This is a genomic window from Gordonia sp. NPDC003424 (genome assembly GCF_053588655.1).
On sequence record NZ_JBSFQJ010000025.1, the window covers coordinates 30,596 to 43,849 of the forward strand.

The 13,254-nt window shown below is 65.9% G+C and carries 14 protein-coding genes; 9 read left to right on the plus strand and 5 right to left on the minus strand.

Annotated elements, in window-relative coordinates:
- Positions 1 to 30: 30 nt before the first annotated feature.
- Both ACWDTI_RS24795 and ACWDTI_RS24800 read left to right on the plus strand, forming a co-directional pair.
- Positions 31 to 642: a TIGR03086 family metal-binding protein gene (locus tag ACWDTI_RS24795; RefSeq protein WP_449740791.1), complete on the plus strand. Its 612-nt coding sequence runs from the start codon at positions 31 to 33 to the stop codon at positions 640 to 642.
- A complete protein-coding gene (locus tag ACWDTI_RS24800; RefSeq protein ID WP_449740792.1) occupies positions 639 to 1,148 on the plus strand; it encodes a hypothetical protein in 510 nt (169 codons plus the stop codon). The genes ACWDTI_RS24795 and ACWDTI_RS24800 overlap by 4 nt, the downstream gene beginning before the upstream one ends.
- A 162-nt stretch (positions 1,149 to 1,310) precedes the next feature.
- On the opposite strand, the gene ACWDTI_RS24805 is transcribed toward ACWDTI_RS24800, so the two are convergent.
- The 3 genes from ACWDTI_RS24805 to ACWDTI_RS24815 all read right to left on the minus strand — a co-directional run bounded on the left by ACWDTI_RS24805 (position 1,311) and on the right by ACWDTI_RS24815 (position 3,622).
- Positions 1,311 to 1,850 (minus strand): C40 family peptidase, encoded by a 540-nt coding sequence (locus ACWDTI_RS24805; RefSeq protein WP_449740793.1) that lies wholly within the window; start codon positions 1,848 to 1,850, stop codon positions 1,311 to 1,313.
- A gap of 93 nt (positions 1,851 to 1,943) precedes the next feature.
- Positions 1,944 to 2,402 carry a hypothetical protein gene (locus tag ACWDTI_RS24810; RefSeq protein WP_449740794.1) on the minus strand — a complete coding sequence of 153 codons (459 nt, stop codon included), beginning with the start codon at positions 2,400 to 2,402 and terminating at the stop codon, positions 1,944 to 1,946.
- A gap of 5 nt (positions 2,403 to 2,407) precedes the next feature.
- Positions 2,408 to 3,622 (minus strand): Rieske 2Fe-2S domain-containing protein, encoded by a 1,215-nt coding sequence (locus ACWDTI_RS24815; protein WP_449740795.1) that lies wholly within the window; start codon positions 3,620 to 3,622, stop codon positions 2,408 to 2,410.
- 236 nt (positions 3,623 to 3,858) lie between these two features.
- Here ACWDTI_RS24815 and hsaA point away from each other — a divergent pair, with 236 nt between their 5' ends.
- From hsaA to ACWDTI_RS24845, 6 genes are all read left to right on the plus strand, one after another.
- Entirely contained in the window at positions 3,859 to 5,076 is a 1,218-nt protein-coding gene (gene hsaA, locus ACWDTI_RS24820) for a 3-hydroxy-9,10-secoandrosta-1,3,5(10)-triene-9,17-dione monooxygenase oxygenase subunit (RefSeq protein ID WP_449740796.1), read from the plus strand.
- A gap of 51 nt (positions 5,077 to 5,127) precedes the next feature.
- Positions 5,128 to 6,039 (plus strand): iron-dependent extradiol dioxygenase HsaC, encoded by a 912-nt coding sequence (gene hsaC, locus ACWDTI_RS24825; RefSeq protein WP_449740797.1) that lies wholly within the window; start codon positions 5,128 to 5,130, stop codon positions 6,037 to 6,039.
- Position 6,040: 1 nt separating this feature from the next.
- Complete coding sequence (gene hsaB / locus ACWDTI_RS24830) at positions 6,041 to 6,613, plus strand: 3-hydroxy-9,10-secoandrosta-1,3,5(10)-triene-9,17-dione monooxygenase reductase subunit (RefSeq protein ID WP_449740798.1); 573 nt, start codon at positions 6,041 to 6,043, stop codon at positions 6,611 to 6,613.
- A gap of 70 nt (positions 6,614 to 6,683) precedes the next feature.
- On the plus strand, positions 6,684 to 7,895 hold the full coding sequence (locus ACWDTI_RS24835) for a hypothetical protein (protein WP_449740799.1): 1,212 nt from the start codon (positions 6,684 to 6,686) through the stop codon (positions 7,893 to 7,895).
- Positions 7,892 to 8,674: an SDR family oxidoreductase gene (locus ACWDTI_RS24840; protein WP_449740800.1), complete on the plus strand. Its 783-nt coding sequence runs from the start codon at positions 7,892 to 7,894 to the stop codon at positions 8,672 to 8,674. The genes ACWDTI_RS24835 and ACWDTI_RS24840 overlap by 4 nt, the downstream gene beginning before the upstream one ends.
- Positions 8,667 to 9,812, plus strand: coding sequence for a sulfotransferase family protein (locus ACWDTI_RS24845; protein WP_449740801.1), 1,146 nt, complete (start codon positions 8,667 to 8,669; stop codon positions 9,810 to 9,812). Before ACWDTI_RS24840 ends, ACWDTI_RS24845 begins: the two co-directional genes overlap by 8 nt.
- On the opposite strand, the gene ACWDTI_RS24850 is transcribed toward ACWDTI_RS24845, so the two are convergent.
- The gene (locus ACWDTI_RS24850) at positions 9,767 to 11,245 is read right to left on the minus strand and encodes a wax ester/triacylglycerol synthase domain-containing protein (protein WP_449740802.1); all 1,479 of its coding nucleotides are present in this window, start codon (positions 11,243 to 11,245) and stop codon (positions 9,767 to 9,769) included. The two genes, ACWDTI_RS24845 and ACWDTI_RS24850, sit on opposite strands and share 46 nt — an antisense overlap.
- A 70-nt stretch (positions 11,246 to 11,315) precedes the next feature.
- On the opposite strand from ACWDTI_RS24850, the gene ACWDTI_RS24855 reads away from it, so the two are divergent.
- Entirely contained in the window at positions 11,316 to 11,936 is a 621-nt protein-coding gene (locus tag ACWDTI_RS24855; protein ID WP_449740803.1) for a TMEM175 family protein, read from the plus strand.
- A gap of 212 nt (positions 11,937 to 12,148) precedes the next feature.
- Here ACWDTI_RS24855 and ACWDTI_RS24860 read toward each other — a convergent pair whose 3' ends face one another.
- Positions 12,149 to 13,246, minus strand: coding sequence for an acyl-CoA dehydrogenase family protein (locus ACWDTI_RS24860; protein WP_449740834.1), 1,098 nt, complete (start codon positions 13,244 to 13,246; stop codon positions 12,149 to 12,151).
- Positions 13,247 to 13,254: the final 8 nt, after the last annotated feature.

Genomic DNA, 13,254 nt, shown 5'->3' on the forward strand with positions numbered 1-13,254 from the left:
TCACAGTACAGCCATGCAGAGGAGGATCCGATGGAGACCACGAGCACAACCCACGCCGGGGCCATTGCCGCGGCGGTCGACGAGATGTCGACGCTGAGCGCGGGAATCACCGACGACATGCTCGGCAGACCCACGCCCTGTACCGACCTGGACGTGGGTGCCATGCTCGGGCATGTCGACATGCTCACTCGCGCGTTCGCAGCGGCCGGGCGAAAAGAATTGGGGCCGTTGACCTCTTCGCCGCCCGATCCCGCGGCCTCGGTGCTCACGGCGGACTGGCGCGAAACATTGCCCGGGCATCTGCGTGAGCTGGCCACGAACTGGCGCGATCCGTCCGCGTGGGAGGGGGTGACCCAGGTCGGCGGCATTGACGGGCCCGCACAGATCCTGGGGACGGTGGCGCTCTCCGAACTCGTGTTGCACGGTTGGGACGTCGCTCGCTCGTTGGGCACCGAGTACACCGTGCCCGACGACATCCTGCAGATCGTCTTCGACTTTCATTACCCGCCGCAGCCGCAAAGCGAGCGCGAAGGCATGTTCGGCCCCGTCGTCGACATCCCATCCGACGCCCGGCTCGTCGACCGATTGGCGGGCCTCACCGGCCGCGATCCGTTCTGGCCGCATGGCAGTCTGGAGGAATGACCGCGACGGGCGAACTCTCCGCACGACTCTCGCGGTATCTCTGGCCGGCCACTCTCGTCGGCGGACTGCTCACAGTGGCCTTCGCGTTGGTGCCCTGGGGCACCTCGGATGAGGGCGTGCGGCCATCGATCACCGGACTGGGCCGCGTGTCGGTGCCCGGTGCTCGACCCGAGGACGTCGCGTTCTTGGAGGCGCACACCGACCGGCCGGGTCTCGTCACGCTCCTTGTCGGGACCGTCGTCTTCGTAGCGGCGGTGGGCGGGTGGTGGCGGCGAGCGGTGTTCGGTTGGGCCGTCGGGTGTGTCGCCGTCGCCGCGCTGTGTGCAGTGGTTTGGACCGCGATCGTGCTGAGCAACGTCGCCGGCCACCTCTTCGACGACCGGGTCACCGAGGCGCTTGGTGACGATCTTCCGTCGATGTCGCCGGGTTATGGGCTCGTGGGGAGCCTGATCGTCGGTGTGGTGCTGATCGCGATGATGGTTGGTGCGGTGCTGACGCGCGAGTGATGTGGTGTCGGGTGCGCGGGTGGCCTTCGTGGCTCGGCCGGCGCCACGCACCTCGGTGCGCGTCGGTGGCGCGGCCGGCGCCACGCACCTCCGTGCGCGTCGGTGGCGCGGCCGTCGCCTCGCACCTCAGTGGGTGGTGGCGGGCGTCTCGTACCCCGGGGCTCAGCCGATCCGGCGAATCGTCTTCAGCGGTGGCATCTGATTGAGCGGGGTCAGTCCGATCGGCACCCCGTTGGGACCGAAAGCGTTGAACACCTGACCGAAGCCGGCGTAGATGCCGACGTGACTGGCGTCGGGCCAGAAGATCATGATGTCGCCGGGCGCGAGTGCCCAGAACGGGATGGCGTGCCCGACCTTGGCCTGCTGCTGGCTCACCCGCGGCAGGCGAATGCCCGCCGTCCCGAACGCCCACTGCACCAGGCCCGAACAATCCCAGGAGTTCGGGCCGGTGCCGCCCCACTTGTAGGGTTTGCCCGACTGTGTGGACGCCGCGGCCAGCGCCTGGAGCCCGGCGATCGTGGAAACAGGCATATAGAGGTCGGCCGACCCGGACGATCCAGTCGACCCGTTACCGTCGGAGGACCCCGAGGGCGCGGACGACCCGACGTCGGCGATTGCCGGCGGCGCGGACAACAGGGGTGCCGTGATGGCGATGCTCGCGGCACACAGCAGACCGGCCGCGCGGCGTCGGATTCTCACCATGAGCATCAGAGTGACGCAAGTGGCACGATCTGTCTGGCGTTCCTGGCGAGATTGGTGCTGGTGAGAGAGATGTGATCCCAGTGAACCAGACGGTCACCAGTAGCCGTCGGGATCGCTCTCGTGCGATTCGGACGGGATGATCCCCTCGGCCACCCCGTGGTCGATGCTCGCCGACAACCGTGGGCAGGTCGGCATCATCGCGCCCGGCAACAGCGGGCCACTGCCGTCGACGCCGCCGGCCCGCAGCTGTTCGTACTCGAGGCCGGTGCATCGTTCGCGTGCTGCGTCGTTCCACTGCACGCTCGTCTGGAACGGGCTGGTCTTCTTCACCAGAACGCAGGCGTGACACGTCCGGCACTCGATCTCGGTCAGACCGCTGCGCAGGTAGTGCTCGCGATCCCGCCGAGTGGCCGCGTGGACTGCTGCCAGGCGCGTCGGATCGTCGTGGAAATCGGGGGCCTTCGCCCATCCGTGACCCGGACCGTGGGCGGTGTCCCGCGTACGAGGTCGCGGCTCGTCCGCGGACTCGGCACGATCCACCGCCCGGGTCATCGACCTCAGACCTCTGCCTTCTCCGACGACCCGCTCTGCGCCTCGTTCACCTTGGCTTCCTCCTGGATGCGCAGGTTCTCCTCGATCTCCACACCCCAGCTCTCGAGGGCCTTCGCCGTGTCGATCTCGTACTCGAACCGCTGTGTCATCTCCTCGGTGACATCGGCGGTATCCACGTAGAACTGTTCGTACCAGCGGCGGAGCTGATAGACGGGTCCGTCCTCCTCGACAAGGAGCGGATTGTCGATGCGGGTCTTGTGTTTCCAGATCTCCACGTCCTGCAGGAAACCCACCTCGACGCCGGCGGTGATCTTCTTCGCCATCTTCGCGGCCTGCTCCGAGGACAGTCCCTCCGGCACCTTGGCCATCACGCCGTACATCAGGACGAAGCTGTTCGCGTCGATCGGGTAGTGGCAGTTGGTCAGTATGGTCTCGACGGCGAAGTCACCGTAGTACTGGACCATCGGGTTCAGCATGTAGGACGGACCGTAGTACGCCGCAATGGATTCCAGTCGGCTGTCACCGTAGTTGGTGCCCAGCGTGACATCGGGCCGGCCGTGGGAGTTCATGTATTGCGCGGCGATCTCGCCCTCGAAGACGTTCTTGAAGTAGTCGGGCAGCGCGAAGTGCACGTAGTAGAAATGCGCCATGTCGACGACGTTGTCGATGATCTCGCGGCAATTGGAACCCTCGATGACGATGCGATTCCAGGTCCACGGGGTCCACTCGTCGGAGCCGACCTCGGCGAGTTCGGGAATGATGCAGTCGTCCGGTGGCGGATTGCCCTCCGGGTCGTTGTAGACGAACACCTGGCCGTTGCGGGTCATCGTCGGCCACGCGCGGGTCTTGGCCAGCTTGGGATTGCGCTTCGCGTAGGGCACCCCGGCGCACCGGCCGTTGCCTTTCCATCGCCAGCCGTGGAACGGGCAGGCGACATTGCCGTCCTTCACCGATCCCTGCGAGAGGTCCGCACCCATGTGGCGGCAGAAGGCGTCGAGCACGTTGATCTCGACGTCGTCGCCGTCGCCGGAGGCCCAGACGACGAGCTTGGTGCCGAAGATCTGCACCGAGTGGGGTTTGCCGTCGGTGAACTCGTCGACCAGACCGATGCAATGCCATCCGCGAGCGAACCGTGTGGGCACCGCACCCGTGTCGATCTCTCGTACGTCGATGTCGTCGTCGCGCGGCATGCTGCCCGCGCTCTGGGGTGTGGTGGTCATCCGCACTCCTCGTCGTGTGTCTCGCTCGGACTCGTGCATCGGTCCGAATCGCCTCGATCCAATACTAGAACATGTTACAAAAATGGCGGGCGGATCGGTATCGGCAAGTGGGATCGGGGCTGGAAAGGGGCCCAAAGGCCCTGTGCTCGACATAGATGAGAACGTGTTCTAATCTCAAGAACGACGGGAATGAGTCGGTCGCACCTGCGGCCGAGAGACGAGTAGGAGCGGGCGATATGCCAGCACAATCCGGCGCCGGAAGCGCAGCAGGTGGAGCGCTGCGGAATGAAGCGGCCGAGCAGGTTCTGGAGAAGATCAACGCACTCCTCCCGGAGATCGAGCAACGCGCACAGCAGACCGAAGACCTTCGCCGCATCCCCGACGAGACGGTGTCGAGTCTCGAGGGTGCCGGCTTCTTCAAGCTGATGCAGCCCGAGCAGTGGGGTGGCTATCAGGTCGATCCGGTGACGTTCTACGAGGCGGTACGACGGATCGCGAGCGCGTGCGGTTCCACCGGATGGGTCTCGGGCATCATCGGCATCCACAACTGGCACCTCGCCCTGTTCGACCAGCAGGCGCAGGAGGACGTCTGGGGTGCCGACACCGCGGTACGGATCTCGTCGTCGTACGCACCGATGGGGATGGGCGAGGTCGTCGACGGCGGCTACAAGGTCAACGGCGCGTGGGCGTGGTCGTCGGGCTGCGACATCGCCGACTGGGTGTTCGTGGGCGGCCCGGTGATCAAGGACGGCAGGCCGGTCGACTTCGTCAGCTTCCTCATCCCACGCGAGGATTACACCATCAAGGACGTGTGGAACGTCGTCGGTCTGCGCGGCACCGGCTCCAACACCATCGAGGTCAAGGATGTCTTCGTCCCGCGCCATCGCATGCTCTCCATGCGCACCATGAGCATGGGGCAGAGCCCGGGTCTCGCCCAGAACACCGCTCCGGTCTACAAGATGCCGTGGGGCACCATCCACCCGAGTACCATCTCGTCGCCGATCGTGGGCATGGCCTACGGCGCGTACCAGGCGCATGTCGAGCACCAGGGCAAGCGCGTGCGCGCGGCGTACGCGGGCGAGAAGGCCAAGGACGATCCATTCGCCAAGGTGCGGATCGCCGAGGCGGCCAGCGACATCGACGCCGCGTGGCGGCAGCTCTCGGGCAACCTGCAGGCCGAGTACGACCTGATCCTCGCCGGCGAGGAGATCCCGATGGAACTGCGCCTGGCCGCCCGGCGCGATCAGGTCCGGGCCACCGGCCGGGCGATCTCGGCCATCGACCGCCTCTTCGAGAACTCGGGTGCACACGCGTTGGAGAACGGCACACCGATCCAACGGTTCTGGCGGGATGCACACGCCGGACGCGTGCATGCCGCCAACGACCCCGAACGCGCGTACGTGGCATTCGGCAACGGCGAGTTCGGGATTCCGATCGGTGACACGATGGTGTGAGTGAGGTTGTCGGCGCGTCCGGTGGGCGGGAAGAGGATCAAGGAGAACACCATGAGTGACAGTCCGATTCGGTCGTTGGGCTACATGCGGGTCGAGGCCACCGACATCGACGCCTGGCGCGAGTACGGGCTCAAGGTGCTCGGCATGGTGGAGGGCAAGGGCACCGTGGAGGGTGCGCTCTACCTACGGATGGACGACTTCCCGGCCCGCCTGGTGATCGTCCCCTCCGACCGCGACCGGCTTGGGTCGTCGGGCTGGGAATGCGCGAATGCCGAAGCGCTGCAGGAGGTCCGCGACCGTCTGTCGGCGGCCGGGGTGGTCTTCCGGGAGGGTAAGGACGAGGAACTCGCCGACCGTCGGGTCGTCGAACTGATCGTCTTCACCGATCCGGCCGGCAACACCATCGAGGCCTTCCATGGGGTGGCGCTCGAACACCGGCGCGTCGTCAGCCCGTACGGGCACAGGTTTGTCACCGAGGAGCAGGGGCTCGGGCACGTCGTCCTCACGTGCGACGACGATCAGGCGGCCTTGGCCTTCTACCGGGATGTGTTGGGTTTCAAGCTTCGTGACTCGATGCGGTTGCCGCCGCAGGCGGTCGGTCGCGAAGAGGGCGAGGAGCCGGCCTGGTTGCGGTTCCTCGGCTGCAACCCACGGCATCATTCGCTGGCGTTCCTGCCGATCCCGAACAGCACCGGCATCGTGCACCTGATGCTCGAGGTGGAGAACTCCGACGACGTCGGTCTGTGCCTCGACCGCGCGCTGCGCAAGAAGGTGAAGATGTCGGCGACACTGGGCCGGCACGTGAATGACTTGATGCTCTCCTTCTACATGAAGACGCCGGGCGGGTTCGACATCGAATTCGGTTGTGAAGGTAGGCAAGTCGACGACGGCGACTGGATCGCACGGGAGAGCACCGCGGTCAGCCTCTGGGGACATGACTTCACCGTCGGCTTCAAGAACTGACATGACACGAACCCCGTACGGTTCGGCAGACTTCGACTCCCGGCAATTCCGCACGGCCATGGGCCAGTTCTGCACTGGCGTCACCGTGATCACCACTCTCGACGAGGGCGGGGCACCCATCGGCTTTGCGTGTCAATCGTTTGCGGCGCTGTCACTCGATCCGCCGCTGGTCCTGTTCTGCCCCATGAAGACATCGCGCAGCTGGAAGGTCATCGAGCAGACCGGAAAGTTCTGCGTCAACATCCTGTCCAACCGGCAACAGGATGTGAGCGCCGCCTTCGGCGCACCCGGCGACGACAAGTTCGCCGGCATCGTCTGGGACCCGTCGCCCGCCGGGCTCCCGGTGATCCGCCATGCGCTCACGTGGGTGGAATGCGACATCGAACGCGTCACGGACGGCGGCGATCATCACATCGTCATCGGGCGCGCCGTCACTCTCGGAGATGTGCTGCAGGACAAGCCATTGCTGTTCTATCGCGGCGGCTACCTGTCGACTGAGCACCCGCGGGTCACCCCTGCACAGGCCGAATTGGAGAACTTCTTGACGTGGACCGGAGGGGATACGTGGCTGTGATCTCGATTCGCGGGCTGGGGTGCGGCGGCGGTGGGTTGGGTCGGCGCCACTCGATCGACGGAGGAGTTCGATGAGTACGGAAGCACCGTCAGTGATCGATGTCGAACGGCCCATCGACGTCACCGCGCCGCTGGCCGCGGCCATCGCGGAGGCCGAAAAGCTCATCGCCTCCGCTGAATTCGTCGAGTCCGAGCAGGACCTGGCCGAGGGGTACGACTATCTCGCGGGCAGTATCGCGGCGATCCTGCAACTCGTGCGGGCGCGGTCCACCTCGCACCCCAACTTCATCACCTCTACCGGTCCGTCGACCAAGATGGGCCTCGACAACCCGGACACCCTCTACTACCACGCCGACGTGGAGGAGACCGGAACCTACCTCGTACGTGGACATCGGGGCAGCACAGTCGATCTCAGCTTCCAGGTGCTGCGCGGCGACTACACGCCGTCGGTGGTGCCCGGCGGCGACGATGCGTTCGACGATCGCCGGATTCCGATCGATGACAACGGGGACTTCGCGATCACCTTCGGACCGCCCATCGATCATCCGGGCGACGGCTACTTCGTCCTCGGTGAGGGTGCGTCGATGCTGGCCGTGCGCGAGGTCTACAGCGATTGGTCGGAGCGGAAGGGTCGCATCTCCATCGAGCGAGTCGACACCGTCGGCACCGCGCCCGACGAACCCGACCTGGCGCGCGTCGTGCGTCGATACGCGACCGCCGGCAAGATGCTGACCGGCCGCATCCACACCTGGTTCAACTTCCCCAAGTGGTTCTACCTCGACGAACCGGTGAACACCTTCACACCGCCGCGGCTGACCCCGGGCGGGCTCTCCACCCAGTACTCCTCCGTCGGACATTTCCGTCTCGCCGACGACGAGGCGATGCTCATCACCGTCCCGAAATCCGCTGCACCCTACCAGGGTTTCCAACTCGGCAGCATGTGGTACATCTCGCTGGACTACGTCAACCACCAGACCAGCCTGAACTCGGCCCAGGCCCAGGTCGATCCGGACGGCATGATCAGGATGGTGGTTTCGCGACGCAACCCCGGCATCGCCAACTGGATCGAGACGACCGGCCGCACCCGGGGAATCCTGCAATTCCGTTGGCAGCGCATCGATCACCCGATCACGCCGGAGAGCGGGCCGACCGCACAGGTGATCGACATCGACGACGTCGCCGAGCATCTGCCGTTCCTGGAACAGAATCGGATCGGCGAATCGGGCTGGGCGGATCGGATCGCGGCCCGGCAGCGGGCTTGCGCGGAGAGGATGTTGGGATGACGGACCTGCTGCGCGACAAGGTCGTCGTGGTGTCGGGTGTCGGACCCGGTCTGGGCCGATCGATCTGCGTGCGTGCGGCCGCGGCCGGCGCCCGGGTGGTGCTCGCCGCACGCACCGAGTCACGGCTCAAAGAGGTTGCCGCCGAGATCGACTCGTCCGGGGGTAGCTCTTTGGTGGTCGCCACCGACATCACCGACGACGACGCGGTCGATGCACTGGTGGCCGCCACGATCGGCGAGTACGGTCGCGCCGACGTCCTGGTGAACAACGCGTTCGCGCTGCCGTCGATGAAACCGCTGGCGCGCACCGACTTCGACCAGATCACCGCCAGCCTCGACCTCACCGTGCTGGGTACCTTGCGGGTCATCAAGGCCTTCACCGATCCGCTCGCGGAGGCCGGCGGTGCGATCGTGAACATCAACTCGATGGTCATCCGGCACTCCGAACCTCGTTACGGCAGCTACAAGTTGGCGAAGTCGGCGATGCTCGCGATGTCGCAGACTCTGGCGACGGAATTGGGCGACAAAGGGATTCGGATCAACACCGTTGCACCCGGCTACATCTGGGATGACCAGTTGAAGTGGTACTTCGGCGAGGTGGCCAAGAAGTACGGCATCACACCGGAACAGGTGTACGAGCAGACCGCCAGTCGATCCGACCTCAAGCGGCTGCCCGAACCCGACGAGATCGCCGAGGCGGTTGTGTTCCTCGCCTCGTCGATGGCCAGCGCCATCACCGGGCACACCCTGGACGTGAATTGCGGTGAATACCATGACTAGTGCGGCACGAGTCGATGTCGGAACCGTCGACGATCTGCACGAATCAGCCGTCCGCGCCACCGGTCTCGACGATTTCGGTGACGTCGGCGAGTACCGGGAGGCGCTGGAGGTACTGCTGGAGTCGTATCGAAACGATGCGGATCTGACCGAACTGGGCAGCAAGATGTTCCGGTTCTTCCTCAAGGGTGCGCTGGTGGCCCGTCTGTTGTCGGAGGCGTCGTGGGCGGCTCATCCGTCGTACGCCGATGTACGTATCACTCGCCCGATCTTCGTGACCGGTTTGCCCCGGACGGGCACGACCGCGCTGCATCGTCTGCTGTCGGCCGACCCGGGTCATCAGGGCCTCGAGATGTGGCTGGCGGAGTTCCCGCAGCCCCGTCCGCCGCGTGAGGGCTGGGCGTCGAATCCGGTGTACCAACAGATCAACGCCGGACTGGAGAAACACCACGTCGACAATCCTGAGTTCATGGGGCTGCACTACCTCGAGGCGGGGGAGGTCGAGGAGTGCTGGCAGTTGTTGCGGCAGAACGTGATGTCGATCTCCTATGAGTCATTGGCCTATCTGCCGACGTATTCACGATGGCTGGCGCAACAGGACTGGACTCCTGCCTATCGGCGGCATCGCCGCAATCTCCAACTGATCGGCATGAACGATCCCGAAAAACGTTGGGTGCTGAAGAATCCGAGTCATATGTTCGCGCTCGACGCGCTGATGGCTGTCTATCCGGATGCCCTGGTCATCCAGACGCACCGGCCGCCGGAGACGATCATCGCGTCGATGTGCAGTCTCGCCGAGGCGGCGACGCCGGGATGGTCGAACACGTTCGTCGGTGACAAGATCGGCGAGACCCAGCTGGAGCTGTGGTCGCGGGGGCTGCGTGAGTTCGAAACCGCCCGCCGCAGATACGATTCCGATCAATTCCTCGACATCGATTTCGACGATCTGCGCTCCGACCCGTTCGGCACCGTCGACCGGGTATATGCGGCGTTGGGCGAGCAGGTGTCGCCATCGGCGCGGGCCGCCATGGAAGCTCTCGATGCCGAAAGCCGCAGCGGTGCACGGAAACCGCAGCACCGTTACGCGTTGGCCGACTATGGATTGTCGGAGGCGATGGTGGCGGAGGCATTCGAGCGCTGACCGTCGCGCCCACGTGAGCCCCCGGCCCGAATCGATGTCACCGCACGGATGGCCTCGTCGATACACGCCGTCAGTTGATGCGGGTCGGTCACGGCGGCCCGATCAGAGTTGATCCCGATGAACACCTGCCCGGCATAAGACATCAACGCTATGTTGATCGCGGCACCGGCTTTGGGGGCGAACGGGACCATCATGGTGACCCTCGCGCCCGCCAGATAGACATCGACGGGAGGGCCGGGCACGTTTGTCGCGGCGAAATCGACGCCCTTCATCAGCACCCCGGTGACGCTGGTGGTCACCGGGCCGGGCAGCACGTTCATCAACCGGTAGATGGCGTTCCACATCTGCAACGCCGGATCATGCTGTGCGCGTACCAAAACCGGCCGCAGTTCGCGTATCCGGTCGATTGGATCATCGACGTCGGCCGGGATGACGAACCGTGCGGGAACCCATCGATTCACGTCCGGCACGTCGGTGTCGTCGCGCACACTCACCGGCATGTTCACCCGCAGTCCGGAGAGGTCGTGACCGTGCGCGAGGTGATATGCGCGTAACCCGCCGACCAGTGCGGAGACGAAGACGTCGTTGATCGTCGCGTCGAGGGCGGTGGCCGCGTCGCGAAGAGCAGCGAGCGAGACCATGGTCGTGGTGAACGAGACCGCCAGGGATCGCCCGGTCATCAGCTTCGACAGTGGGGGACCCTGTGGCGCGAGCATGCGGGCGGCCGAGACGGTGAACGCCCCGGCCGCGGTGACGGAGGCGACGGGAGCGGTGGCCAGGTCTTTGGCCGCGACGACGGCGTAACCCCCGGCCGTGGTCACCTCGCCGACGACTTGGCGTACCTCGAAACGCGTGGCCTGGCGAATCCGGTCGATCACGGTTGCGGGATGCGGTCTCGGAGCCTTCGGCATGGGGCCGGGGTCCGCGGGTTCGGGCGCCAGATCGAAGAGCACCGTGGCCATCTCCATTCCGCCCAGGCCGTCGGTGATCGCGTGGTGGATCTTCATGATGAAGGCGGCGCGGCTTGTCGGCCCGTCCTCGTCGGGGTGGACGTCGATGTCGGTCAGGATGGCGACCTCCCACAACGGCCGCGAGCGGTCGAAGTCCTGCTCGCCCATGCGTTCCGCATACTCGAGGACACCGTCCATGCCGTTCTGGCGACTGGGGAGCCGCCGCCACCTGATGTGGTAGTCGAAGTCGAAATTCGGGTCCGTTTCCCACCGTGGCGGAACGATCGAGAGCGGGTTTCCGTCCGCTCGCTGCCGCAGCTTCGGGTACATGCGCGACATCCGGTCGACCCGGTCACGCACGGTGTCGCGATCGGGTTCACGATCGAGGAGGACCACGAATGTGATGACAGAACGCAGCAGTGGATCGCCCTCGATGCCGAACAGGACCGCATCGAACGAGCCCATCCGTGGATCGTCGACCATGCAGTCATTGTCGCGCACGTCGGGTTCCGGTGATCGGGTTTCGCAGTGACTGAGGCGCTACTGTTCGACCATGGCACAGGATCAGGGCCGGCGTTCCGCCGAGGGATTCCGTCGGCTGATGGCGTTCTCCGACGCGGTCGTCGCGATCGCGTTGACGCTGCTGGTCCTACCGCTGACCGAGATCGCGACCGAATGGCACGAGGAGACCACGGTGTGGCAGGTCCTCGGCGACAACTGGTCGGCGATCCTGAGCTTCCTGATCAGCTTCATCGTCATCTGGGTGCTGTGGCGGGATCATCACCGGGTCGGCGAGTACCTCCGCACGTACGACAAAGTGTTGTTGAACCTCAACTTCGTCTGGTTGCTGACCATCGTGATCCTGCCCTTCGCCACCGCGCTGATCGACCAGGATCGGATCGAGCGGGCCAGCGTGCTGTACATCGCGGTTCTCGCCGTGTCCATCCTGACGCTGCTGGCGATGGGCTGGTGGGCTTCGCGGCATCGTGAACTGCTCGAGGCCGGCCCCGACGTGGAAGCGTGGATTCGGCGTGGGCACGGAACCGGGACCGCGGTGACGGTGGTCGCCGCGCTGATCGTGGCGATTGCGGTCCCGGCGTCGGGGAGTTGGCCGCTGTTCCTGTTGTTCCTTTCGGGTCCGGTGGAGTGGGTGATCGCACGGCTGAGGAGGTGATGCGGCGACGTGGAGACCACCTGTCGTCGAATGGAGGTGGCCTCTGTGCGGCAATTGATCTCGATGCGGCGCCTCGCTGCGCTCGGTGCCTTACTCGATCAGCGGGGAGTCGGACTCGGCGCGGGGAGTCGGACTCGGTGCGGGGAGTCGGACTCGGCGCGGGGAGTCGGACTCGGCGCGGGGAGGGACTCGGCGCGGGGAGTCGGACTCGGTCAGCGAGGAAGCCGCGTTCGGCCGGCCAACTCGGCCACCACCTCGTGCGGCTGCCCGAACAGTTGCGAACTACCGTGGGCGCGTTTGAAATACAACTGGATGTCGTGTTCGGCGGTGATGCCGATCCCGCCGTGCAACTGGATGGCCTCACCGGCGACGGTGGCGAACGACTCCGAGCAGTAGACGTGTGCGGCCGCGGCGAGTTCGTCGGCATCGGGCGCATCGGCGACGAGCGCCGTGATGGCCGCGCGGGCGATGGACCGGGACGTCTCCACCAAGGTGTACATGTCGGCCATCCGATGCTTGAGCGCCTGGAATGACCCGATGATCCGGCCGAACTGCTTGCGCGACTTGGTGTACTCGACGGTGAGGTCGAGTGCCGCGGCGGCACCGCCGACCTGTTCGGCGGCGAGGAGAGCCCAGGCGAAGGACCGTAACCGGTGCGGAAGGTCGGCGCCCGATGCGATGGTTACCGCGGGAGCTTCGTCGAAGTCGATGCGGGCCATCGGTCGGCCCGGATCCATGACCGGCAACGGGACGACCGAGACGCCGTCGGCGTCGGCGTCGACGACATGCAGGGTGATGCCGTCGCCGCTCGCGGCCAGGACCACGAGGAGGTCGGCGGATTCGCCGTCGACGACGTAATGCGCCTCGCCGGTGAGGAGACCGGCGTCGGCGTGGACACCCGGTCGATCCCAGCCGGTGGGCCCGGCCCAGCACACGGTGGCGATTCGCTCACCGGAGGCGATGTCGGGCAACAGTTGTCGTGCGGTCGCGTCGTCGGCGATGAGCAAGGCCGCGGTCGCGAGTGCGGTGGCGAAGACCGGGACCGGGCTGACCGAGGAACCGAGTTCCTCGAGTACCGCTGCGGTTTCGGCGAACGTCGCCCCGGCGCCGCCGAGTTCCTCGGGGATCGGCAGCGCGGCGACACCGATCTCGGTGCACAGCGTCGTCCACAGGCTGCGGTCGATCCGGGGTGTCTGCCCCATCGCGCTGCGTGCGGCGGCCGAATCGGCCTTGCGGCGCACCAGATCACGGATCGCCTCGGCCAGTGCTTCTCGATCCTCCGTCGAGATCAGGGTCGGGCCGGTCACCACATCGCTGG